The 23,567-nt window shown below is 70.2% G+C and carries 23 protein-coding genes and 1 pseudogene; 15 read left to right on the forward strand and 9 right to left on the reverse strand.

Annotation, left to right across the window (positions count from 1 at the left end):
• The first annotated feature begins 6 nt into the window (after positions 1 to 6).
• Together O1Q96_RS25810 and O1Q96_RS25815 are read left to right on the forward strand one after the other, a co-directional pair.
• Positions 7 to 1,125 carry a fatty acid desaturase family protein gene (locus tag O1Q96_RS25810; RefSeq protein WP_269250417.1) on the forward strand — a complete coding sequence of 373 codons (1,119 nt, stop codon included), beginning with the start codon at positions 7 to 9 and terminating at the stop codon, positions 1,123 to 1,125.
• An 81-nt stretch (positions 1,126 to 1,206) separates the two neighbouring features.
• Positions 1,207 to 1,746, forward strand: a complete 540-nt coding sequence (locus O1Q96_RS25815) for a GNAT family N-acetyltransferase (RefSeq protein WP_269250418.1) — start codon at positions 1,207 to 1,209, stop codon at positions 1,744 to 1,746.
• Between the two features lie 63 nt (positions 1,747 to 1,809).
• On the opposite strand, the pseudogene O1Q96_RS25820 reads toward O1Q96_RS25815, so the two are convergent.
• Both O1Q96_RS25820 and O1Q96_RS25825 read right to left on the reverse strand, forming a co-directional pair.
• Positions 1,810 to 1,977: pseudogene (locus O1Q96_RS25820) on the reverse strand (NADP oxidoreductase); the annotation flags it as partial.
• Between the two features lie 167 nt (positions 1,978 to 2,144).
• A complete protein-coding gene (locus O1Q96_RS25825; protein ID WP_269250419.1) occupies positions 2,145 to 2,615 on the reverse strand; it encodes an RICIN domain-containing protein in 471 nt (156 codons plus the stop codon).
• Positions 2,616 to 3,114: 499 nt separating this feature from the next.
• Between O1Q96_RS25825 and O1Q96_RS25830 the strand changes: the two genes are divergently transcribed.
• The 7 genes from O1Q96_RS25830 (at position 3,115) to O1Q96_RS25860 (ending at position 10,604) form a co-directional block, all read left to right on the forward strand.
• Positions 3,115 to 3,291 carry a hypothetical protein gene (locus O1Q96_RS25830; protein WP_217460076.1) on the forward strand — a complete coding sequence of 59 codons (177 nt, stop codon included), beginning with the start codon at positions 3,115 to 3,117 and terminating at the stop codon, positions 3,289 to 3,291.
• A gap of 264 nt (positions 3,292 to 3,555) precedes the next feature.
• Positions 3,556 to 3,783: a transglutaminase-like domain-containing protein gene (locus tag O1Q96_RS44315; protein ID WP_331276065.1), complete on the forward strand. Its 228-nt coding sequence runs from the start codon at positions 3,556 to 3,558 to the stop codon at positions 3,781 to 3,783.
• Positions 3,777 to 5,282, forward strand: coding sequence for a hypothetical protein (locus O1Q96_RS25840; RefSeq protein WP_269250421.1), 1,506 nt, complete (start codon positions 3,777 to 3,779; stop codon positions 5,280 to 5,282). The genes O1Q96_RS44315 and O1Q96_RS25840 overlap by 7 nt, the downstream gene beginning before the upstream one ends.
• Positions 5,267 to 5,545, forward strand: coding sequence for an actinodefensin-associated protein B (adfB, locus tag O1Q96_RS25845; RefSeq protein ID WP_269250422.1), 279 nt, complete (start codon positions 5,267 to 5,269; stop codon positions 5,543 to 5,545). Before O1Q96_RS25840 ends, adfB begins: the two co-directional genes overlap by 16 nt.
• A 6-nt stretch (positions 5,546 to 5,551) precedes the next feature.
• On the forward strand, positions 5,552 to 6,340 hold the full coding sequence (locus O1Q96_RS25850) for a hypothetical protein (protein WP_269250423.1): 789 nt from the start codon (positions 5,552 to 5,554) through the stop codon (positions 6,338 to 6,340).
• Positions 6,330 to 8,540, forward strand: a complete 2,211-nt coding sequence (locus tag O1Q96_RS25855) for an alpha/beta hydrolase family protein (RefSeq protein ID WP_269250424.1) — start codon at positions 6,330 to 6,332, stop codon at positions 8,538 to 8,540. The genes O1Q96_RS25850 and O1Q96_RS25855 overlap by 11 nt, the downstream gene beginning before the upstream one ends.
• 3 nt (positions 8,541 to 8,543) lie before the next feature.
• Positions 8,544 to 10,604, forward strand: coding sequence for an ABC transporter ATP-binding protein (locus O1Q96_RS25860; RefSeq protein WP_269250425.1), 2,061 nt, complete (start codon positions 8,544 to 8,546; stop codon positions 10,602 to 10,604).
• Between the two features lie 18 nt (positions 10,605 to 10,622).
• Here the strand turns inward: O1Q96_RS25860 and O1Q96_RS25865 are convergent, their stop codons facing one another.
• Entirely contained in the window at positions 10,623 to 11,612 is a 990-nt protein-coding gene (locus tag O1Q96_RS25865; protein ID WP_269250426.1) for an ArsR/SmtB family transcription factor, read from the reverse strand.
• A gap of 441 nt (positions 11,613 to 12,053) precedes the next feature.
• On the opposite strand from O1Q96_RS25865, the gene O1Q96_RS25870 reads away from it, so the two are divergent.
• The 5 genes from O1Q96_RS25870 to O1Q96_RS25890 all read left to right on the forward strand — a co-directional run bounded on the left by O1Q96_RS25870 (position 12,054) and on the right by O1Q96_RS25890 (position 19,464).
• Positions 12,054 to 15,884, forward strand: a complete 3,831-nt coding sequence (locus O1Q96_RS25870) for an nSTAND1 domain-containing NTPase (RefSeq protein WP_269250427.1) — start codon at positions 12,054 to 12,056, stop codon at positions 15,882 to 15,884.
• Positions 15,885 to 16,824: 940 nt separating this feature from the next.
• Positions 16,825 to 17,250, forward strand: coding sequence for an STAS domain-containing protein (locus O1Q96_RS25875; RefSeq protein ID WP_269250428.1), 426 nt, complete (start codon positions 16,825 to 16,827; stop codon positions 17,248 to 17,250).
• Between the two features lie 56 nt (positions 17,251 to 17,306).
• A complete protein-coding gene (locus O1Q96_RS25880; RefSeq protein WP_269250429.1) occupies positions 17,307 to 17,912 on the forward strand; it encodes a hypothetical protein in 606 nt (201 codons plus the stop codon).
• A complete protein-coding gene (locus tag O1Q96_RS25885; RefSeq protein ID WP_269250430.1) occupies positions 17,909 to 18,670 on the forward strand; it encodes a GAF and ANTAR domain-containing protein in 762 nt (253 codons plus the stop codon). The genes O1Q96_RS25880 and O1Q96_RS25885 overlap by 4 nt, the downstream gene beginning before the upstream one ends.
• A 77-nt stretch (positions 18,671 to 18,747) precedes the next feature.
• Positions 18,748 to 19,464, forward strand: a complete 717-nt coding sequence (locus tag O1Q96_RS25890) for a GAF and ANTAR domain-containing protein (RefSeq protein WP_269250431.1) — start codon at positions 18,748 to 18,750, stop codon at positions 19,462 to 19,464.
• Between the two features lie 419 nt (positions 19,465 to 19,883).
• Here O1Q96_RS25890 and O1Q96_RS25895 read toward each other — a convergent pair whose 3' ends face one another.
• Positions 19,884 to 20,303, reverse strand: a complete 420-nt coding sequence (locus O1Q96_RS25895; RefSeq protein ID WP_269250432.1) for a hypothetical protein — start codon at positions 20,301 to 20,303, stop codon at positions 19,884 to 19,886.
• A gap of 176 nt (positions 20,304 to 20,479) precedes the next feature.
• Here O1Q96_RS25895 and O1Q96_RS25900 point away from each other — a divergent pair, with 176 nt between their 5' ends.
• On the forward strand, positions 20,480 to 20,650 hold the full coding sequence (locus O1Q96_RS25900) for a hypothetical protein (protein ID WP_269250433.1): 171 nt from the start codon (positions 20,480 to 20,482) through the stop codon (positions 20,648 to 20,650).
• A 109-nt stretch (positions 20,651 to 20,759) separates the two neighbouring features.
• Here the strand turns inward: O1Q96_RS25900 and O1Q96_RS44320 are convergent, their stop codons facing one another.
• The 5 genes from O1Q96_RS44320 to O1Q96_RS25925 form a co-directional block, all read right to left on the reverse strand.
• Positions 20,760 to 21,179 carry a DUF1206 domain-containing protein gene (locus O1Q96_RS44320; RefSeq protein ID WP_331276066.1) on the reverse strand — a complete coding sequence of 140 codons (420 nt, stop codon included), beginning with the start codon at positions 21,177 to 21,179 and terminating at the stop codon, positions 20,760 to 20,762.
• Entirely contained in the window at positions 21,176 to 21,991 is an 816-nt protein-coding gene (locus tag O1Q96_RS25910) for a SigB/SigF/SigG family RNA polymerase sigma factor (RefSeq protein WP_269250434.1), read from the reverse strand. The genes O1Q96_RS44320 and O1Q96_RS25910 overlap by 4 nt, the downstream gene beginning before the upstream one ends.
• Positions 21,992 to 22,395: 404 nt before the next feature.
• Complete coding sequence (locus O1Q96_RS25915) at positions 22,396 to 22,716, reverse strand: ANTAR domain-containing protein (RefSeq protein ID WP_269250435.1); 321 nt, start codon at positions 22,714 to 22,716, stop codon at positions 22,396 to 22,398.
• A 72-nt stretch (positions 22,717 to 22,788) separates the two neighbouring features.
• Positions 22,789 to 23,190: an ANTAR domain-containing protein gene (locus tag O1Q96_RS25920; protein WP_269250436.1), complete on the reverse strand. Its 402-nt coding sequence runs from the start codon at positions 23,188 to 23,190 to the stop codon at positions 22,789 to 22,791.
• Positions 23,191 to 23,273: 83 nt separating this feature from the next.
• Entirely contained in the window at positions 23,274 to 23,552 is a 279-nt protein-coding gene (locus O1Q96_RS25925) for a hypothetical protein (RefSeq protein WP_217459272.1), read from the reverse strand.
• Positions 23,553 to 23,567: the final 15 nt, after the last annotated feature.

A 23,567-nucleotide genomic window follows, 5' to 3' on the forward strand; every position in this document is an offset into this window, starting at 1 on the left:
AACACCTTGACCGCCATTGACCCCACCGCCCACTTGACCGCGGAGCAGATCGAGGAGCTCGGCCGCGAGCTGGACGCGATCCGCGACGAGGTGATCGCCGCCCGCGGCGAGAAGGACGCCGCCTACATCCGCAAGGTCATCTCGGCGCAGCGCAAGCTCGAGCTGGCCAGCAGGGGCGTGCTGCTGTTCTCGATCTTCCCGCCCGCATGGCTGATCGGCACCGCCGGTCTGTCCGTGGCGAAGATCATGGACAACATGGAGATCGGCCACAACATCCTGCACGGCCAGTGGGACTGGATGCGGGACCCGAAGATCCACTCCACCACCTGGGACTGGGATCACGTCTCGCCGGCCGAGCAGTGGAAGCACTCGCACAACGAGTTGCACCACACGTACACCAACGTGATCGGCAAGGACAACGACCTCGGCTACGGCATCATGCGCGTCGACGAGGACCAGAAGTGGCACCCGTTCCACCTCGGCCAGCCGCTGTGGAACTTCATCAACGCCTGCTTCTTCGAGTACGGCATCGCAGCGTACGACCTGGAGCTCGGCAAGAACCTGCACAAGCGCCGCCGCAAGAGCCCGGAGTTCCGCGCACGGGCCAGGGCCGTGGGCCGCAAGATCCGCAAGCAGGTGCTCAAGGACTACGTGATCCACCCGCTCCTGTCGGGCCCGTCGTTCCTCCCCACGCTCGCCGCCACATTCACCGCGAACCTGGTCCGCAACGTCTGGACCCACTCGGTGATCATGTGCGGGCACTTCCCCGAGGGCGTGCAGGTCTTCGAGCGCCGGTCGATCAGGGGCGAGACGCGCGGCCAGTGGTATCTGCGCCAGATGATGGGCTCGGCGAACATCAGCGGCAGCAAGGCCATGCACTTCATGACCGGCAACCTGTCGCACCAGATCGAGCACCACCTCTTCCCGGACCTGCCGAGCAACCGGTACGCCGAGGTCGCGGTGAAGGTGCGCGCCTTGTTCGAGAAGTACGAGCTGGAGTACGTCACCGGGCCGCTGCCCAAGCAGGTGTTCTCCGCGTGGCACAAGGTCTTCCGGCTCTCGCTGCCGAACAAGAAGCCCAAGGTCAAGACGCCGCACCGCGAGCAGGAGCTCATCGCGGCCTGACTCCCGGTATTGGTTCAGATCTCCCGGCCGTCCCGGCGGCACCGCCGGGTTCGGTGAGAGATACAGCTCTACGATCTTCATATGAGCGACCCGAGCCTGGCAGGCGAAGAACTGCTGACCGCCCGACTGTCACTGCGGCGACCGACCGAAGCCGACATCGATGCGATCTTTACGATCCACAGTGACCCCGCAACCTGCCTGCACAATTCCTCCGACGCCCTCGCCCGGCCCGAAGAGGCCGGGGAGCTCTATCAGCGCTGGAACAACCAATGGCAGAGCTGCGGATACGGGTACTGGGTTGTCCGACGCCACGACTCTGCCCTGCAACTGGGGTTCTGCGGGGTCAAGCCCATGGAACTCAATGGCATGAAGGTTCTCAACCTCTTCTACCGTTTCGCCACCTCAGCATGGGGCCAGGGCTTCGCCAGCGAGGCCGCGATCGCAGTCACCAGCTGGGCATCCCGGCACGTTCCCGACCTCCCGCTGATCGCCCGAGTCCGGCCGGCCAACGCTGCCTCCCGGCGCGTGGCGGTACGTGCCGGCCTGACCCGGGCAGAACACCTCGACGGCACCGGATACGACGGCTTCGATTGGATCTACGCAGCGAAGCTGCCGAACTGAGGACATTCCGAGCATGTGAACCCTCCCTGAAGGCCGTCCAACGTTCCGAGCCGGGCCACTGGCTCAGGCGGGAAGTTCGGTGATGCTGAGGGCGAGGTCCAAGTTGCCCACCCCGTGGTTGGCGAGGCCCACCGTGACCACGCCCGCTCCTTCCAGCCAGTGCGCCATTTTCAGGCCGCCGACGTCCGGCGGGCGCAGTCCGAGGCTCTCGATGAGCGCCTCCACACTTGCCGAGTTCGTGCTGCAGCGCACGCGTCAGGGCGTACATCACCGTCCAACTCGTCTTCCCGTTCACCTCCACCTTCGGGATACCCGGCACGTTGTAGGAGTTGATGAACCGCTGTGCCAACTCCACCATTTCGTCAGCCATGTGACTTCTTCCCCAGAGTGACGGAACGTCAGACCCAGTCCTGGTACAGGCCGCCGTTGCAACGGGTGGTTCGGAAGCCGCTGTCGTCGCTGTCGTCGATACAGCGGTCGGTGTACTGGTTGCGGAACGTGAGGCGGACTTCGTGGTGGCGGACGATGTACCAGCTCACGGCTTCCGAACTGCCGCAGAACTGGGTGCTGAACCCGGCGGGGCCGTCGTAGAGGCATCGCCCGGTGGCCAGGTTCTGGAAGCGGCGCGTGCCGTCGTTGAAGACATGCACGTTCCACTTCTGGAAGTCGGTGCCGTTGCAGGGGAACGTGCGGAACCCCAGGTTGCTGTCGTCCATACAGCGGTAGGTGCCCAGGCTCTGGAAGGTGTTCACGGCCAGGACTGTGGTGCCCCCGTCCTGCGACTCCTGCGCTGCCTCCGCGGTGCCCGACGCGGTGAACAGGGCGCCCGCGCACAGCGCAGCCGCGAGCAGTGCCTTCATCGACTTCATCGGCCTCATCTGATTCCCCCAGTGTCTCGGTGGTCGCTCACCCGAGGCCCAGGATGGGACCGGACGTTCCGACGGCACCAGACGTTTCAGTCGTGCCTGAAACGCTTGTCCTTCCTCTGAGCCTTTGATCTCAGCCTTTGTGTGGAGGCCGATGCCCTCGACGAGCACCGCTCACTGATCGTTGTCTTCCCGCTCCCTGATTGATCGCCACTGCGATGAAACGCTCTCGCGCACACCACAGGCATGCGATGCGCCATACCCGTCGGCCTGCGCACCGCGGCCACAGACAACGATGGCCGCGCGAGCCGGCCTTCGACCGCTCTGGAGAACCGGGCCTCGTCCACCTTTCCAAGTCTCTCGAAATGCTTGAGGAAAAATCCCTTCCCTGCAGCTCCGGCGAATGCACGAAAGGGTCTTGAAGGGTTCCCGGGAGCGTGGTTCCGTCAATGCCAAGAGGTCGGCCGAATGGTCGGCCGGTGATCCCGAGTTAGGGGATGTCATGCCTGTGACGTCACTGTCCGAGCGGCTCGCCGGGAATGGGCTTCAGCAGCATTTGCACGCGGAGGCGACTGCGGTCGAAGAGGCCTGCGTTCCGCGCTACGAGGCGTGTGCCTGGGACTCCCAGTGCTGCCACGGTCTGATCTGTGAGTGGTTCCACTGCTACCTGCAGGGCTGACAACCGGCAGGTGAGTGAACCCCGTCGGGGCGGGTCGAATTGAGGGGAGACGACAACCCTCCTCGAACAGCGCGGCAGCCTGGGGGCAACGAAATGCTGAGACTCTGGAAAGCGGCACACACGGCACAGGAATTCGTGGAGTCCGCCCGTCAGGACAGCGGAACGTACGAACTCGAATGGCCGCCTGTGCACACGAAATTCGGTGACCGAACGCGCGGCGCACCATTGGCGGTGGCCAGATTACGAGTGGCCGAAAGAATGCTCATGGGTTTTCTCGACCCAGTAGAGGATGCGTTGTTCGTCACCGCCGGTCTCAACTCTCTCGGGTATCCGGCCTCGTTCCACCTCGGCCGGGAAACGGCCCCGGTCGTGGCGCCCGGCGGCTTCTACGCCTGGGTGCAGTGCGGTGGGTCCGTGGTGAGCACGACACTGCCCGTCCGAGAGGAGTACACCGAGGTGCTGCGAACCGGGAAAAGGGGACTGCCGTGCTGAACGTCGTCACCGCGGACGGGCACGGCGCCGTCCGTTGCACCCCGCCCCGGCAGACCCCTGCGGCGGCCGATGTGACCGCGGTCATGAGCCCCGGGGGCTTCACACTGGGACGGGCGGGACTCGGGGAAGGCGACGTGTACTACCGCGTCGGCCTCGGACGGCTGGAGTGGAGCGAGGATCCGGCCGACCTCGCCGAGGGACCCGACGGGAACCTGCCGACCGCGGCTTCCGGCGGGCGCCTGCCCGAAGCGGGCACACTGCTCGCACTGATCCACGGCCTGGCCCCGCCACCGGACGCCACCCCTCTGCCGGGGGTGCGCCGACTGGCGCTCGGCACAACGGTGCACGTAGGCCCAGAGGGTGTCGTCGTCTCCCGCCGGCGCCCCACTCTGCCCGACGGACCGGCCGACTTGCTCGGGGCGGTGGCCGACGTCCTGAGCGCGGCACCCGACGACTACGCCATCGCCTACGGCGGAGGCCTGTCCTCGGCCTTCCTCGCGGTCGCCGCCCTGGCCACCGGCCACCGGCCACGACTGCTCCACGCGGATCTGGGCCTCCCCGGCCACCGCCCGGCCCCGGCCGCCATACCCGGACTGTCCGTCTCGCACGTACCGGTCGATGTGTTCGACCTGCTCGACCACCACCGGGCTCCCCTCGGCGGGCTGCTGCCCGTCCTGCCCGACGTGGAATTGCCCCGCAGGCTGGCCGTCGCTCTCACCGCTGCGGCGGGGCGGCCTCTGGCATCGGCCGTGCTCCTGGAGGACCTTGTCGGCGTCAAGCTGTCGGACGTCGACAGGGGCCCCCGTGACTGGCGGCTGCTGACCTGTGAACCCTTCCATCTGTCCGGCGTCCTGCCTTCCCTGCGGGAGGCGGCCGACCTGCTGGAGCAGGGCGTGGTGCGCAGCGACGGGCCCGGCCAGGGCACCCCTGACGACCAACAAGCTCCCGACGGGCCTCCGCCGCCTCCGCTGGGCAGGCGCGACCTCCCCGTGCTGACCCAGAAGGGCCGGGTCGCTCTTCAGACGGTCCAGCAGGCATCGCTGTCCGTCTGGAAGGACCATCTGGATTTGCTGGGCCCCCTTCTGGGCCGCGCCGACGCCGGCCTGGCCGAGCGGGTGCCCCGGGGCGGTCTGGTCCTTCCCGCGCTCGACCCGGCCGTCCTGGGCGCTGTGCAGGCGCTGCCCCCCGAACGGCGCGGCCGTATCTCCCGGGGGCTGTTCCGCAACAACCGGCCGATGGCCGCGGCGGTCGCCCGCCACCGGGTGCGCGGACTGCGGCTCGCCTCGTCCTCGTTCGACCTCCGGCTCGCGGCAGCCGCCTATCTGCACAGCGAGAGCGCCAAGATCGTCATCGAGCTGGAGCGGGAGAGCGCCCTCGCGGACATGGGACTGATCGACGTCGACGCGGTGACCGGCCTCCTGAAGAGGGGCCCCGATTGCGCCGACCACGCCCTGCCGCTGCTGCGACTGCTGTGGATCGACCGATGGCTGAAGGGCTGACCGCCATGACCACCTCCACCAACAGCCCTGCCCGCCGTGTCGTCCTCGGCCCCGGAGTACGGCTCACCCACCTACTGTTCGGGGGCGCCGTCCTGATGAACGAGAAGACCTTGGCGCTCGCCGAGTGCACCGAGCGCGACGCGGCAGTGATCGAGCGCCTGCTGTCCGGCGAACACCCCGGCCCCGACGACACAGACGCACGCCGGGTAACCCGTGACCTTCTGCGATCCCAGTGGCTCGTCGTCACAGACGAAGTGAAGTGAGGTTCCATGTCCTCCCGACTCCCGCAGGCGGCGCTGGCCGCGCTGGCCGGACCGCTGCTCGTCGGCGGCGCCGCGAAGCTCCTCACACCCGTGTCCCAACTGGCGTGGCCCTACCGCACCGGGCCCCTGCGTGCCCCTCACGGACCCCGTCTGGCAGGCGGCGCCGAACTGGCGGCGGCGACAGCGCTGGTCCTGCTGCCCGGCCGCGCGGCCCCCGCCGCCGCCCTGATCACCTACGGCACGCTGACCGCCGTGGCGCAGTCCCTGGACGGACAGCGCTGCGCATGCTTCGGCGCCGCCCGGCTGGCAACCGTGGGACGGGCACACATCGGCGCCAACGCCCTGGGCAGTGCGGTGGCGGCAACGCTGCTCACCGCCGACCTGCCCGCCCGGCCGCGCCTGCGCGGGGCCGCCGCGGTACTGGCGGCCGCCACGACGGCGGCCGCCGTGCTCCTGGCCGACCGGCGGCGGGCGAAGGCGGAGGAGACCGTGGCGCACTGCGCGGAAGCGGTGGCCGGCGTACAGCTCTACGTATCCGACAACTGCCCCGCGTGCCGGGCGCTCAAGCAGCTGATCGGTGCGATGGAACCGGTGCGCCAGGACCGCGTGAGCATGACCGTGGTCAGCAGCGGCAGCGAACTCCCGCCCGGGATGGCGGACATGTCAGTGCCGTGCGCAATGCCGGTCGACGCGGCAGGCTCCTCCGTCTGCGCGCCCGTCTCCGGGATAGGGGCGGTCAAGGCCCTGATCGACACCGTCGTCATCGCCGGACCGGACGTCCCACATGCCACCTGAACCCCCCTGGACCGCCGTGTCCTCCGGGTCCCGCACACCCGACCGCGAAACCGTGCACTTCCGGCCCGACCTGTCCGCCTGGGCCGTGCTCGGCGCCGCCGAACTGCCCTCCGTGGCCGACCACAACCCACGGACCGTCTACTGGCGGGACCTGCCAGTGGACCCCGCCCTGACCGGTGTCACTCCGACCCGCGCCCGGCACGCGGACGTGGTGCTCGGCGGCCCCCCGGTATCGGCTCCGTGGCGGCTTCCGCTGCGCACCGTCCTGTCGGCGGGAATCACCTGGCATCCGGAACTGCCCCTCGTCGCAGGCCTCGTCCAGCGGGACGACCGCCTGCACCCGTGGATCGCCGACTACACGGCCCGTCGCCTGACCGTCCACCAGCGGGTACGGGCCGCGCTCTCCCTGGCCTGCCGCCGACCGGGCCGGCCGGCCCTCTCCTGGTGCCAGGACGGACGGCTGACCCTTCTGACACCTCCCGCCCCCGCGGCGAGCGGCCCCGAGCCGCAGGCCGAGGGCAACGATGCCGAGGTGTGGAGGCCAGTGGTGCTCGAGGCCACCGGGCCGGGACATGTCGCGCTCGTCCCCGGCCATGCCGAACTCCTGCGCCTGGCCGGTGCCTCGGTGTCCATTCTCGACCCGGCCACCGGAGCACTGCGTTCGCTGACCCCGCCGCTGCTCGTAGGAGGCCTCGAACCCTCCCCGAACGGACGCGCCCTGCTGGTGGAGCACGCCACCTCGGCCGACGACGGTTCGGCGGAGCAGTCACCGGGATCCGGCGACGGGCTCGACTGGTCCCGGGCGATGCTGCGGACCGACAGCGGCTCCTGGGCACCGGTACCGGTCACCACACGCTGGGCCGGCGGGAGCGGCGAAACCACCGCGTCGAGCAGAACCGTCGAGGGCGGCACGGCGATCGAGTTGCGCACACCGCATGATGCCGAAGGGCAACACCCCGCCGCTGCGCCGATGATCACCCACGAGGACGACGACCCACCCCTTTGGTGGCACTGCCTGACGGTGGGCCCCGACACGGCCGTTGTGAGCCGCCACCGCACTTCGCTGCGCCTGCGCAGAGGCGACGAAGCCCTCCAGGTGGCGCTGCCCGGCGCGCTCGGCAGACTGGGCACGCCGACAGCCGAACACGACGCCGCGGGCGTCGTCGTCGCCTGTGTACAAGGCGGCCGGGCCGGATTCCTCCGGCTGGCCCACGGCGAGCCGGAAGCCGTCGTCACCGCCGAGTCACCGCCCGAAGGTGGCGACGGGCCCCTCGAATCCAGCTGGACGACGATCGAGGACGGCGTTCCCCACCTCCTCACGCGCAGGGCGGGACGCTTCGACCGCTACGAACTGCGCGGCGGGCGCCTCCAGGCGGTGAGCGGAGCCATCCTGCCCCAGCTGCGCCCGGCCCCGGTCCGCGCCCGCGCGCGAACGGTGTCCCCCACGCTCGTCCTGTCCCCACCGCCCGGCGGGCGCGGTGCCCGGCTGACCCGCGTCGGCGTCCCGGCCCTGGAGGCGGGCGCGGCGGCGCGGCTGCTCTGGATCCAGGTACGCCGGAGCACGGGCGCTTCGACGGGCGCGGACCCACAGGCCGACATCTCCGCGCTGCGGACGTCCGGCTGGCTGCTGGATCTTCCCCTCTCCTGGCCGTCCGACGCCGAGCCCGCCGATGTCCGGCGGCAGATCGTTCACGCGGTCGGCCAGTCCATGACGAAGATACGAGAACAGACCTCGCGTGAGGAGCCCGTCGTGGTCGGCGGCCACAGCTTCGCCGCCACGGTCGCCCTGCACGCGCTCGCCCACTGCCCGGGGCTGGCGGGCGCCATAGCCCACAGCGGCTGTTACAACCGAACGCTGACGCCGGAGGGTTTCCAGTACGAGCGACGGAACTACTGGCAGGTCCCCGAGCTCTACCGCGCGTTCAGCGCCCTCGACTTCGCCGACCGCCTCAAGCGGCCGGTTCTGCTCATGCACGGCCTCGACGACACCAATGTGGCCACTCCGCCGGACCAGGCGGTGGCCCTGTACCGGGCCGTCGTCGCCAACGGCGGGCGGGCCCGGCTCGCGCTCCTGCCGCACGAAGGACACAACTTCCGTCACCGCGAAAGCCTGGAGACCGTCACACGGGAGCACGAGGCGTGGCTGGCGGCCTGCGCCACCCCCTCCGCCCGCCGGTCGGACCGCTCGGAAAGGACCTGATCGATGGCAGTAGTGGGCGCGGAACGCCAAGAGGCAAAACCGGTGGAGGCAGGGGCCGGGCCACCGGAGGCAGCCGGCGACGAGCCCGCCGACACCGCGCGGATCAGCACCGCCGACCTGATGCGGGCCAGCGCGTACATGGTGCGTATGGCATGGCAGGCGGACCGCCGGCGGCTGACGGGCATCCTCGCCGTACAACTGGTGACAGCGGCGGGGCTGGCCGCGCTGGTGCTGGTTCTGCGGAGCACGCTGGGAACGGCGTCCCTGACCGCCGGTCCGGGCGGGCCGTCCGGGGACGGGCTGATCCTCGCCCTGTGCGGGCTGGTGGCCCTCGCGTCCGTCGGCGGCATCCTGCGTACGGTCGCGAGCGGCTGGCAGCGGGTGCTGACGGTGAAGGTCGACCGGCACATCATGTCCGAGGTGCTGAGAAGCGCGGCGCGGTCCGACCTCGCGCGCTTCGAGGAACCTGCGTTCCACGACGGCCTGAAGCAGGCTGTCTTCGCGTCCCGGTCCCAGCCGGTGATGGTGGTGACGGCCCTGATCGGCGCGTTGCAGGCGCTGCTGAGCATGGCCGCGGTGGGAGCCGCGTTCGCCGTCATGACCTGGTGGCTGCTCCCGTTCGTCTTCCTGGCCGTGCTGCCCGTGCTCAAGGCGGCCCGGGACGAACGCGACGCCGACCACCGCCTGCACGGGCGGCTCGCGGAGGGCCGCCGGGCGCGTGAGTACCTCGAACACCTCCTGGTCGGGCAGGACGCGGCCAAGGAGATCCGGGCCCTGGACCTCGGGGACACCCTGCGCGGACGATGGAACAGCCGATACGCCGAGGAGATCGTCGGCACCACCGAGATGCAGCGTCGGCATACTCGTCGGAAGCTGCTCGCGCGGCTCATCGGCGATGTCGTCTTCGTCGCCGTCATCGGTGCCATGTGGTGGACGGTGCGCAGCGGCGGCATGGCCCTTCCCACCGCGCTGGCCGCCCTGGCGGCGTTGCTCATGCTCGCCACCCGTGTGCAGATGCTCGGGTACCTCTTCAACAACATCGGTGCCGCCGCCGTGTATGTGAAGGACATCCGCACCTTCACACGGGACGGCGTCCGCACTTCCACGAACGACAGGACGTACGCCCAGGACCAGGACGACACCGGCCGCGGGCACGCCGCCGTGGCGGGCGGGAGCCGCTCTGCGATCGCCCCCGTGGAGAGGCCGGTGGCGGGCACGCCGCAGAAGGCGGGGACGCCGGAGAGGCCCGCCTTCTCCTCCGTGAGCACCGAGAAACTCTCCTTCACCTACCCGGGCTCCACCGCAGCGGCGCTGCACGACGTATCGATCGAGTTGGCCGCCGGTGAACTGGTCGCCGTCGTGGGAGCGAACGGATCAGGCAAGACGACGCTGGCGAAAATCCTCGCCGGACTCTACGAGCCCGACGGCGGATCCCTGCTGTGGAACGGACTTCACGCCTCCCGCCCCGGCAAGCGGCGAGCCGCGACCGCGATGGTCTTCCAGGACTTCGTCCGCTTCAAACTCCCCGCAATCGACAACATCGCCTTCGGCCGCCCCGAAGTGCCCTTCGATCCGGACGCCGTCGACCGCGCGGCGGCCGACGCCGGGGCTGGCGGCATCATCCAGGGACTACCGTCGGGTTACGACACCGTCCTGAGCAAGGAGTTCAGCGACGGGGCCGATCTCTCACTGGGCCAGTGGCAGCGGTTGGCACTGGCTCGCGCCTTCTACCGGGACTCGCCCCTCCTCATCCTGGACGAGCCGACGGCCTCCCTCGACCCGCAGGCGGAAGCCGACCTCTTCGGTCGTATCCGCAGCCTGTTCGCCGGCCGGGCGGTGCTGGTGATCTCCCACCGGTTCTCCAACGTCCGGGACGCCGACCGGATCTACGTCATGGAGTCCGGCCGGGTCATCGAGCACGGCAGCCACGACGAACTGACAGCGGCGGGCGGCACCTACGCCCGGCTGTTCCGGCTCCAGGCGGAGGCATACCAGCACGGCCGCCGTGGGCGGGGCCGCACGGGGCAGGGGCACCGCGGCGGAACGGCCGCCACGCTGTCCTGAGTGCCGTCTGTCAGCGGCTCAGGAAGCGAGGACTCCGAGCAGCCGTTCGCCGCGCCGGGTCAGCAGCAGGCGCACCTGCTGACCCTGACGCTTGCGCCGGACGAGCCCGGCCGCTTCAAGTAGCTTGCAGTGATGCGTTGTGGCTCCGGGCGCACAGCACAGCAGGGAGCTCACCTCCCCCATGGTCAGGCCCCGGTGTGCGAGACGCATGACCCGGGCGCGCATCCCGCCGAGAACCGCCTCCAGAGGGTCGAGGGCACGGCGGTTCGTGGTGGCGGCACCGGATGCCAGCTCCCGCAGCCCTGGTACGGGGTAGCCGATCCAGCTGGGGCCCTCCCGGCCCAGGGCGAGCACGGAGGCCGTGGTACCGGACACCAGGGGAACGAGCAGGAGCCTGCGGTCGGGTAGTTCCCACGCGTCCCGGCCTGTGCCGCGGCCCGGCAGGGACAGCCCCTGGCGGGTACGGCGGACGCGCGGCCCCAGAGTCGCGAGTGCGGAGTCCAGTGTTCCTGTGACCGTGGCGACGCCGATGCGTTCCGCCTCGAGTTCGAGAAGGTGCCGCGACCGTCGCCACATTGGCGCGAACGCCGTCCAGATGCTCGCCATCGCCTCGATATAGCCGTGGATGAAGGGCGCCGGCCTGTTGAGGACGCGCAGCCAGGCGGGCGGAACACCGTCCGCAAACCGCTCGGTCACCTCGGCGGCGAGTTGCTCCGGTGTGGCCGCGGCCATCCGGTCGAGCTGCTCGGGCACGGCGTTCGTGTCGAGCGGGAGGGGCGACATACAGTCCGGCAGCCACAGCCCGTGGGTCTCGCGCGCGGGGCCCAGCGCCTGAGCCGTGTCGCTCGGACACGCGGCGCGTGCGGCCGACCGCCACCCGGGCGGCAGGCCCTGGCCCGCCGCGCCGAGGACGTCGGCCAACAGCGAGAGCACCGTGGGCAGAGGCTGTCGGCCCACGGACACCTTCAGGTCTTCTACCGGCCCCAGTCGCAACACCGATTCGTTCATGTATCTCCCCCTCAGGAATCGGGTCCGCAGCGGTGTACGTGCTGTGGTCTGTCCCGGTGCGACCCGTGGTGTGCCGGGCATGACGGACGGTGTCCGGTCGCCACAAGTGCGGCCGAACACCGGCTTCAGGTTTAGCGGGTTCGGGGTTGTTCGAGTTCGAGGCCTGGTGCCGAACAAACAAGCCCTGAAAAATACGACGCCGCAGTGCAGGGTGTGGCACGAACGGGGAGCTGCGAGAACCACCGGGGAGGTGCGGCGATGCCGCGCAGGGAACGACCGCTGAACGCTGGGAGCGGTCCGTTGTTCGCATTTGCCACAGAGCTACGGCAGTTGAGACGGAAGGCGGGAAATCCGCCGTACCGGAGGCTGGCGGAGCAGGCTCATTATTCGATTTCGACGCTGTCCTCCGCCGCCTCCGGACAGCGGCTGCCGACGCTGGCTGTGACCCTGGCGTACGTGCACGCCTGCGACGGGGACGTCGAGGAGTGGCGGAAGCGCTGGCGGGCGGCCGCGGAGCTTCTGGGCGAGGTGTATCCGGAGTCCGGGCCGGGGGCCGAGGGCGGGCCGGTTCCGCCGTACGCGGGGCTGCGGTCCTTCCGGGAGCAGGACACCGAGTGGTTCTTCGGGCGGGAACGGCTGCTGGAGGAGCTGGTCGGGCGGCTGGAGCGGCAGCGGTTCGTGATGGTGATCGGGACTTCGGGGTCGGGCAAGTCGTCGCTGTTGCGCGCCGGGCTGGTGCCGCACCTTGAGGCGGCCGCGTCGACGGTGGTCGTACTGACACCGGGGGCGCGGCCCCTGGAGGAGTGCGCAGTGCGGCTGGGGGCGATGGCGGGCCTCACCCCGGGTGCCCTGTACGAGGAGCTGAGGGAGGATCCGAAGAACCTGGGACGCCTGGTGCGGCAGATCACCGCACGGTCCGGCCCGACGGACGGGGACGGCGGCGGGGACGGCGAACTGGTGCTGGTCGTCGACCAGTTCGAGGAAGCCTTCACCCTCTGTCAGGACACGGCCGAGCGGGACGTCTTCATCGAGGCCCTCGTCTCCGCCTCCTCGGACGACGGCGGCCGATGTCGCGTCGCGCTGGGCGTACGCGCCGACTTCTACGCGCACTGCACACGCCACGCGCCCCTGGTGGAGGCGATCCGCGACGCACAGGTCCCCGTCGGGCCGATGAGCCTGGACGAACTGCGCCGTGCCGTGGTGCAGCCCGCTCAGCGGGCCGGGCTGACCATCGAGGGTGCGCTGCTGGCGACGCTCATCGCGCAGGCACACGGCCAGGCGGGCGTGCTGCCTCTTCTGTCGCACGCACTGCTGCAGACCTGGCGGCGACGACGGGGCACGGCACTGACCCTGGACGCGTTCGAGGCGGCGGGCGGCCTGGAGGGCGCCTTGGCGCGCACCGCAGAGGAGTTCTACCAGGAGCTGGCCGCGGGACGGCAGAAGCTGGCCCGGCAGGTGTTCGTACGGCTGACCGCGCTGGGGGACGGCACGGAGGACACCCGGCGCCCGGCCCGCCTGGAGGAGTTGGCCGGGTTGGCCGGGCAAGGTGAAGGCGACAGTGGAGAGGACGACGGCAGCGAGGTCCGTGCCGTATTGGAGCTGGCGGCAGGCGCCCGACTGCTCACCCTGGACCGCGAGCGGGTGGAGCTGGCCCACGAGGCGCTGATCCGCTGCTGGCCCCGCCTGCACGGCTGGCTGACCGAGGACCGTGAGGCCACCCGGACCGCGCGCCACCTCACCGACGCCGCCCAGACCTGGGAGGCGCTGGGCCGGGAACCTGGCGCCCTCTACCGCGGCACCCGCCTCGCTCTGGCCGCCGGGCTCGACCGTACGACGATGTCCGTGCCGGAGCGGGAGTTCCTCGACGCCGGTCTGGCCGCCCAGGCGGCGGAACAGGCGGCGGTGCGGCGCCGGGCCCGCTTCCGGCGCCTGGGCCTGGGGTTGTTGAGCGTCCTGCTCGTCCTGACGACCACGACCGCGGCTCTCGCCGTACGGGCGCAGCGAGCCGCGGACCAGCAGCGTGACGTGGCCGGTTCCCAGCGGGTCGCCGAACGGGCCGCGGCGCTGCGGACGGTCAACCCGGCGCTGGCCGCCCAGTTGAGCCTGGCCGCCTACCGCCTGTCGCCCACCCCCGAGGCGCGCGGCAGTGTACTCAGCTCCTTCGCCACTCCATACGCCACCCAGCTGACCGGCGAACAGGGCGCCGTCACCGCGGTGGCGTTCAGCGCCGACGGCCGCGTGCTGGTCACCGGCGATGCCGACCGGACCGTGCGACTACGGCGGGTGCCTGATCCGCACCGGCCGGCCGGGCCGGTCACTCTGGGGCGCAGCGGCGGCACCGTACGCACGGTCGCCGTTAGCCCCGACGGGCGGCTTGTGGCTGCCGGGGGCGAGGACGGGACGACGACGGTGTGGGACATCGGCGACGCACGGCGGCCCCGGCTCGCGGCACGACTGCCGGGCGGCGCCGGTCCGGTCGTCGGGGCGGGGTTCGGCTTCGGGGCCGGCGCTGACGGGCGTACCCTCGCGGTCGCCGCCCGTGACGGAATCCAGGTGTGGCGGCTGTCGAATCCGCGCCGGCCGCGCGGCCTCGGCACCCTGCACACGGGCACCGACGTCACCGCGGTGGCGTTCCACCGGGACGGGCGGACGGTGGCCACGGGGCACGGCGACGGTGCGATGCGGCTGTGGGAATCGGCGAGGTCGGGTGAGCGACTGCGTCGGCTTTCGACCGTCCCCGGCCGGACCAGCAAGGCTGACCAGAACGACGAGGCCGGCACAACGGGCGGGACAGGCGCAGCTGACCAGAACGACGAGGCCGACACGACGGGCCACGTCAGCCGCTTCGGCCGCGCCGCCCGTGTCGGCCACACCGGCCAGGTGAACGCCATGGCGTTCGCTTCCGACGGGCGTCACCTCGCCACCGGCGGCGCCGACTTCACCGTACGGTTGTGGGACGTGAGCAGGCCGGGCCCACCCCGCCAGACACAGACACTCGCCACACACACCGACGCGGTCAACGCCGTCGCTTTCAGTCCCGAGGGTCGTCAACTGGCCACGGCCGGCAGCGACGCGACCGTACGCCGGTGGAATGTGAGCCGTTCCGGCACCGCGCGTGAAGCGGCGGTACTCTCGGGGCACACCGGCGGCGTCGGTTCGCTGGCCTTCGGCCCCGGGGGCCGCACGCTGGCCAGCGGCAGCGAGGACCAGAGCACCCGCCTGTGGGACCTGCCCGGCCCCGCGCTGATCGGCCACACCAGTTCGCTCTGCTCCCTCGCCTTCAGCCCTGACGGCCGACTGCTCGCAAGCGCCAGTTACGACGGCACTGTGCGCCTGTGGAACCTCGCGGACAAGCGCCGCCCACGCGAACTGCCCCCACTCACCGGCCACACCGGGCCCGTCCAGGCGGTCGCCTTCCACCCCGACGGCCGCACCCTGGTCAGCGCCGGCGCCGACGGCACCCTGCGACTGTGGGCCCTGGGAGCGGCAGACGGCCGCCGCGTCCGCCCGCTGAACGCGGTCCCCGCCCGGATCGGCACCGTCAACACGCTCACGTTCAGCCCCGACGGACGCACCCTGGCCACCGGCGGCGAGCAGGGCACCGTACGCCTCTGGGACGCGACGGACGTACACCGTCCCCGCCCGCTGTCCGCCCTGCGTGGAACCGGTGCGGTGGACTCCGTGGCGTTCGCCCCCGACGGCCGCACCCTGGCCGTGGCCGGCCGACACCGCACGGCCGCTCTCTGGGACGTCACCAGCCGACGGCACCCGTCCCGCCTCGCGGCTCTCATCGGCCACACCGGCGCGGTGAAGTCGGTCGCCTTCGCCCCCGACGGCCGCACCCTGGCCACCGGCAGCGAGGACCGCACCGTACGCGTCTGGAACCTCACCGACCTCCGCCACCCGTATTCTCGCGACCGCCTGACCGGCTATACCGATGGCGTCATGTCCGTCGCCTTCACTCCGGACGGCCGGGGGCTGGCCGCCGCGAGTTCCGACAAGAAGGTGCGGATGTACAGCCTGACAGCCCGCGGCGAGGTCCGGGAACCAGTGCTGCTGACCGCCCACACGAAGCCGGTGGACAGCCTCGCTCTCAGCCCTGACGGACGCACCCTGGCCACCGGCAGCCAGGACTGGACCGTCCTGCTCTGGGACCCCGACACCGAACGCGCCGCGTCCCGGATCTGCGCCACAGCCTTCCCGACGATCACCCGCGCCGAATGGCGTCAGTACTTCCCTCAGTGGACGTACCGGCCACCGTGCGGGAATTGAGGGCAGGCCCGGAGCATTGCACGAGCGACGGCGACATGCGGCAATCAGCTGTTCATCGCCAATGCCGGATTCAACGCACCCCACGACGCGGAACTGCAGCGCGGAACCATCAACCTCGACGCCCTCACCCCGCGCCCCCGGCACCACTGAGCAACCCTGGGAGCCTCAAGAACTGCCAAGCGGGCTCAGGTCGGCGCGGACGGCGAACGCAACCACTACTGGTCTCGGCTACACGGCGTACGCCACCGACGGAACGATGAAGATCGGAACGCTGGCAGGACGAGCGCCGCCGTGGACAGGACCGGTGGATGGAGTCGGCTGCGGTGGTCGGGGCAGCCGGCCTGGTGGCAGCGCAGTGCGGAGCCCCGCGCCCCTGGAATCCGCCGAGCCGGCAGGGGCTCCCGGTAGCGTCCTGCGGAATCCGCAGCAGCGAAGGGACGCATCCGCTGGTGGGCATGGGCATCATCGGGCAGTCGGCCGGGCTGTGCGGCTCCGTCAGGCGAAGCCGCCTCCTCGGGCAGCCGACGGACTGCCCTACGTGAGCGGCTGCGGGCCGCCGCTTCCGTGCCACAGGCCCAAGTACCGTGCAGGGCGCCGCACATGCGCGTGCCGCCACGCTTTGACACCGTCCGCATCCTGAGATGGGGTGGCTTCGGACCGTCTGTCGCGCTGGGCCAGGGCTATGCTGCTGTAAAGGCGTCCCAGACCCCGGCGGCTTGTCGTTCCACGACACAGATGGCTGCGGGGAGTGGACCTTTCGTCCGTCACCCGGCGCATCCCTGGAGGGAACCGGGTGGATCCCCTGTCCTGTTGCGAGGCCCTCGGACCGGCCCTCGTTCTGCCTCCGCCGAACGTACGCCCCTGCCGACAGCGCGCCGAGAGGGGCCGGGAAACCCGGTGTCCCCATCTCGCTGCCGGGTGGTCTTCGAACCGAGGCGTCATGCCTGTCCCACAGCTCACCATTTGCCGCCATGACCGACGGAAGAGAGCACTGATCACCCTGGCAGGTGAGATCGGCCTGGAATCGGCACCGCTGCTGCACGCGGCACTGGCGCGATGCCTGAGCGACGGCATCCGCATCGTCGATGTCGACCTCACCCCCGTGACCTTCTCCGACTGCAGCGGCCTCAACGCCTTCCTCTACGCCGCGCAGCGGACCACAGAGGCCGGCGGGGTCCTACGACTGCACAACCCGCCGCCGTCACTGGGGCTCATCCTCGAACTCACCGGCTGCGGGTTCCTGCTTCTCGGCCTTCCGCTCCGGCATCTGTCACCGTCTCTCGAGGACGTCCCTGCCCCGGCCGCTCCAGCCCTGCCGCCCCGGAGCGTTCCGCCGGCGCCCGTCCTCTCCGGCGATGCGCGGTGAAGGCCCAGCCCAGGCAGGGGCAGCCGCACCAACCCCCTGCAGGCGAGCCGTCGACCATGGACGCGGTGCGGTTGCGCCGCGTGAACCGCTGGCTGGCACAGGGCCTGAGCGGGGAGTTGGCGGATCTGTACGTCGACTCCCGCGAGACGTCCGCCCCCGAGGCATACCGCAGCAGCAGCCGCCAGCACTTCCTGAACCGTCTCACCGGTGACATCCGCCGACCGGGGTTCGCCATGGTGATCGCGGAGACGGACCACCTGGTGGGATGCGCCTTCGGGTGCCCGGTGAGCCGTAACGGCTTCTGGTGGCTCGGGTTCGACGGAGCACTACCGCAGAGCATCGAACAGCTCACCGCCTCCGGCGGCGTCTTCGCGATCACCAGCATCCTGGTCCAGCCACACCCACAGGACCAGGACGCCGCCCGCCATTTGCAGGAGCGGCTGCTGAGCGACCACCAGGCATCCCTCGGCACCACCTTGGTGGATCAGAACGATCACCCGACCCTCGCCTCACTCCGCTCCTGGGGATGGCTGAACGTCGGAGTGATGCGGCGGCCAGCGGGCCCAACCATGTTCCACGCGCTGGTACTCCCCCTCGGGGAACGCACCACGGCGCGACTGGAGGGCCTGGCACACGACGCCTGGACACCGTGGCCCGGATGAGGGCCGACAGCCGCTCGGCCCGTATCCAGGTGCTGGTCGCCGAACACGCAGCCCGACGCGGCACCCGGCCCAGTGTGGTCGATGTGTGCGCCGCGGCCGTGGCTGCCCTCCCAGTCGGCGGAGCGGGGATATCGGCGATGTCCCGGACCGCTGCAAGCCATCCGCTGTGCAGCACCGACACCATCAGCGAGCAACTGGAGGAGCTCCAGCTCACCCTGGGTGAAGGACCCTGCGTTGACGCCTTCACCCAGGGCTCGGCCGTTCTGACGCCCGATCTGCTCACCGGTGAACTGCAGGACCGCTGGACCGTGTTCGCCGATGCCGCCCTGGACGCCGGCGCACGCGCCGTCTTCGCGCTCCCCTTGCAGATCGGGGCGATCAGCCCGGGAGTTCTGGACCTGTACGCCAACACCCCCACCGTGCTGGACGCGGAGGAACTGGCCGACGCACTGGCGTTCGCCGATCTCGCCACGCTGCTCCTGCTCGATGCGCGTATCGAGGAGACGGGCGCGCCGGTCGACGGAGCACTGGCAGATCGAGGCTTCGAGGACCTGGGCGGATACCGGGCGGAAATCGACCAGGCCACCGGCATTCTCACCGTCCAGCTCGAAGTCGGCATCGACGAAGCCTTCGTCCGGCTGCGCGCCTACGCCTATACACAGGGACGCCGGCTAGCCGACGTGGCCGCCGACGTGGTGGCCCACCGGCTCCGTTTCTCCCCCCACACGGAGCCCAGAGGGACCGATGAGGAATCCTGACGCACCGGTGGCATCCGATGCACGTGCAGTGCTTCCCGCCTCTTCCGGCGGGACTGGTCTCAATCGAGGGTGACACGATGAACCAGCAACTCCTGGCCAAGACCTTCGTCGAACTGGCGGACAACCTGGTCGCCGATTTCGACCTGATCGACTTCCTGCGTCTGCTCACCGACCGCTGCGTCGGCATGCTCGGCGTCAGTGCGGCCGGGGTGCTGCTCGCCGACCGCGACGGCAAACTCCGGGTGATGGCCGCCTCCGACGAACGGGTACGTCTGCTGGAACTCTTCCAGCTCCAGAACGACGAAGGACCCTGCCTGGAGTGCTCCCGCACCGGGGTGCCAGTGATCGTCCCCGACCTGACCCGCGAGGTCGACCGCTGGCCGCACTTCGCCACAGCGGCCCACCGCAGCGGATTCGGCGCCGTCCAGGCCCTGCCCATGCGCCTGCGGGACGAGACCGTCGGCGCGCTGAACCTCTTCCGCGCCGACCCCGGCCCTTTCGATCCTGCCGCCACCCTCATCGGCCAGGCCCTGGCTGACGTCGCCACCATCAGCCTCCTTCAACAACGCTCCACCGACCGCAGCACTGTCCTCAACGAACAACTCCAGACGGCGTTGAACAGCCGCGTACTGATCGAGCAGGCCAAGGGGAAACTCGCTGAACGCCACAACATCGACATGGAACAGGCCTTCACCGCGCTGCGCGGCTATGCCCGCTCCCACAACCGCCGCCTGTCCGATGTGGCCCGCGCCTTCATCGACGACTCCGCATCCCTCCCCGGCTTGGTGGCCTGACACCGCCGCCGAGGCCGTGATCGCACGCAGCCTCCCCGGTCGAGAAGATCGCCTCCAGCCGTTGCCAGGTGGCGAGGATCAACGGCGAGATGGACTACGTGACCGACCCGGTGTGTCGTCCGCGGTTCAAGGACTGCTCTCGCTGGGCACACCCCTTCATCGCGCTGGGCCTGTCCCATGTTTCGTTCGGTTGTTTCGTTCGGTGACTCAGCCGAGCGGAACGTCCTCCTCGGAGCCGGGCAGCAAGCAGCCGGCCGGTGATGGGCTGCTCCGGACCCGCCCTCCGGCGTGCGGGAACCGCACTGCCCGACTTTTACCGAGGTCGGCGCCACAGCAAGCCCGTGACGACCGCTGCGGAGCAAGCCTGTGCGGTGTGGCAGCGCCGTCTCCGTGGGGCGCGGCATTGCCAACCTGAATCGTCATTGAGTAGCCCCGTGGCGGAACCAGTGGTGCTTGTGACGGGGGCGTTCGGCAGGGTCTGCGTCATCCCTCTCCGCCTGCCCCGTCTGCGCGCGGGCGGAGTCGCGTTCGCTGGTCGGGACGCCGCGTTCCTGTTCGGCTGCGGCTGTCTCGCGCCGCGACTGCTTGAGCCCGCGGCGTGCGGTGCGGCCGCGATGAGCGGCGTGGCGTGCGCCGCTCAGGATCAGGCTCAGCCCGAGCAGAACCGCCGCACCGACGACGATGCCGTAGAGGAAGAGGGTGCCGGTGGAGCCGGTGACATCGACTCCGAAGACGGAGAATCCGCTGGTGAGCTCGTGGGCGCTGCCGCTGTTGGTAAGAACGCCGGCGACGCCGATGACTACCGCGGCGACGAGAATGACAAGTCCGAGGATGATCATGACGTGCTCCCGAGATTTGCTTCCTGTCCCCACGGTAGAACCGTTCTGCCCGGCAGGCCACCACCACGGGTTGCGTCTACCCTGAAATGAGGTACTGGCGAGTCCGGAGGACATCGGCACGGCTGGACAGCCCCTCCGGTCCGCCCTTCCGCCACGGCCCCAGGAGGTGTAGCGCCATGATCTTCTTCCTGGTCCTTCTCGGCGGCGCCATCGCACTGGTCGTCATCGGCGCTGCCGTCGACGGCATGCTGTATCTGCTCTCCACCGGCGTGCTGCTCCTCATCATCGCCGTGCTCTACCTGCTCGTGCGCTCGGTATCGCGCTCGCGCCGCCGCCCGGCCGCCTGACGCGCGGTGGTGGACGACAGACCGCCGCTCCGCATGCCCGCATGCGCTCAGTGGAGGGGGCGGGACACTTCGCCGGTTGTGCTGACCAGTGTGTGGTGGCAGCCCGGTCTCAAGAGCGAGCCTGGGGGCGCAGCCGGCAGATCTGGCCTGGGTCACCGAGTTGCAGGCGGTGCCACCGGGCAGAGGCGAAGCAGAACACGCCGAAGAGGACCAGCCCGATCGCGACGGCGACCCGGAACCACGGTCCTACCGGTGTCTGAGTGAAGCTGCGGAGCGTCGCGTCCACGTCATGGCCTCGTCCGGGTCGAAGCAGCGGCTGCCACAAGGACGGCGAACCCGGCCGCAGCGAGTACCACTCCTCGAGCCGCGCCTGACCACGCCCAGGGCGGTAACGGCCTGGCTTCGAAGGGGGTGGCTCATGGTGCCGCTGTCCAGCTGCCGCGGCAAGCACCGCATGGCCGTCCGGACGCCGAATACTCCGCCGATGCCTGGTGTCCCGGATCCGCCCGTGTATCCGGGACGTGGTCACGATGCCCTCCTCAGATCGCGGTCCGCCGTCATCTGGTCGCGCAGGCGGGCGCAGGTGCGGGTGAGCAGACGGGAGACGTGCATCTGGGAGATACCGAGCTGCTCGCCGATCCGGCTCTGTGTCATCTCGCAGAAGAACCGCATGTACAGGATCTGCCGGTCGCGCTCGGGCAGTGCCCGCAGGAGCGGTCGGAGCGCCTCACGATTGACGACTTGGTCGAAGCCGGGCTCCAGGGCACCATGCGTGTCGGTCAGTGGGTGGCTGTCCTCGGAGTGACCGGGCACGGCGTCCACGGACAGGGCTGCGAAGCTCACCAGCGCCCCCTGGCCCAGCTGTACCTCCGCCTCGGTCAGGCCGCTGTGCGCGGCGATCTCCTGGACCGAGGGTTCGCGGCCGTTGAGCGAAGCGAACTCCTTGCCGGCGAAGCGGACCCGGCCACGCAGTTCCTGCACGCGCCGCGGTACATGCACGATCCAGAGTTCGTCACGTAAGTGCCGCTTCACCTCGCCGATGATCGTCGGTACGGCAAAGCTCGGGAAGGCGGTACCGCGGCTCGGGTCGAAGCGCGATACCGCCTTGACCAGGCCCAGTTGGGCGACCTGCTTGAGGTCCTCGAAGCTCTCGCCGCGATGACGGAACCGCCCGGCGAGCCTTACGGTCATCGGCATCCAGGCGCACACCACCTCCTGCCGCAGCGCGGACCTCTCCGGGCCGTCCGGCAGGGCGGCGATACGGCTGAAGGCGTCCGCGGTGTCCGGGGCATCGTTGTAGGCGCGTGCGCTTGGTGGGCCCTTCGTGCGTGCGTACGCCATGGGCGCGTGCCTCCTCATCGGTGGCGTGACTCACCGTGGGAGCCGGCAGGCCGCAGCACACTGGGGAGCAGCGACAGCTGCTTCCACGGGCGTGCCTCCGGTCTGAAGCACAGCAGACGGATCCCCGGGCGGCCCGCTTTCAAACAGTTTCCGCACCAAGCAACTGCGGCTCCCCACGGGGCGCGCCACCCCGCAGTGACGCGTCGGCGGAGTGGTGCTGTCGAGCGCTCTGCCGTTCTGCCGTTCTGCTCGCTCAACGGCTTCAAGGTCAGACAAGGGACAGACCTGATGATTGAGCTCCACAAGGTGGACTGCACAACGGGGCATCCGACGGCCGTCCTGGACACAGGCACCGGAGAGTTGAACCCACAGCTCCCGGTGCCGTCCGCTCAGCGCACACGCCGTCACCGCCGGTCTGCCAGATGGATGCGCCGCAGCCCTCGGCTCAGTGCCCTCTGCAGTGGCTCCGGGAGCCTCTCGTCCTTCGTCGTGGCGACCAGAGCCGCAGCCACGTCCCGGAGTTTCACGTTGCAGTGCTGCGACACGTCCACCAGCAGGTTCCAGGCCCGCTCGCTGGAACACGGGGCCAGGACCATCACCATGCCGCGCGCCTGGTCGATCACCGCACGAGTTACCAGCGCTTGACTCAACTGCTCATTTTTGGCACGCAGTTCGAGAATCTCGGCAACCAGGGCCGCGTCTCCCGTCGATGTCCCAGCCGTCACCAGCCGCTGTTCTTCGCTCCTCGATGTCGACCGAATCACGGTCGCGTCATTCCCGGACGTCGGCTGCGTGATTCATGGCCTTCCCCTTGCGGACGGCTCATCCGCCAGTGGGACGCCGCACCCCTGGTCTTCCGCGTAGTGCCGCCGCAGCGCACGCCCCAGCGCACGCTGCATCAGCCGCGGGAGCGGCTCACCCTCCCAGGCCGCGACCACGGCCGCAGACACCTCCGGAAGTTGGGTGTGGCACTGCCGCGAGATATCCACCAGCAGGTTCCTCGCCGGCCCGCGGCGGCAGGGGGCCAGGACCATCACCATCCCGCAGGCCTGGTCGATGACCATGCGGCCGGCCAGCGCCCGCCGCAGCTGATCGTTCTCGGCGCGCAGCGTCTCGACGTCGTGAGCCGCCGCCTCCCCCGCCACGGCCTCGGCCCTCAGATCCCACCAATTCTCCGGAAGCAAGGTTGTGCGCTGCATGGCATGTGCCTCTCCACGATTTCCGCGCGTCCGGTGTGGCTCAAGCCACCCCGGGATCTCCGGATGCCGGGCAACTTCATCGGTCACCCGCGGCGTTCACGGTCCCGACGGTCCTCGCGCCTCCAGCGCGCCTGGTGCTGACGGCTGTAGCGACGGTTCCAGCGCTCCTGACGGTCCCGGCGGTTCTCGTAGTCCCGGTAGTCCCCGAGATCGGAACCGTCGCCACGGATCCCGCCTCCCCCACGATCGCGGCCGTGCCGGGTGGCGCCGAACACCAGCACCGCCGCGGCCACCCACCAGATGGGGTCCATGAATCCGAGGCCGAACAAAACCCCGATCAGGATGACAAGAAGAACGAACACGGCGGGCCTCCCCGG

Source organism: Streptomyces aurantiacus (assembly GCF_027107535.1).
Classification (GTDB): domain Bacteria; phylum Actinomycetota; class Actinomycetes; order Streptomycetales; family Streptomycetaceae; genus Streptomyces.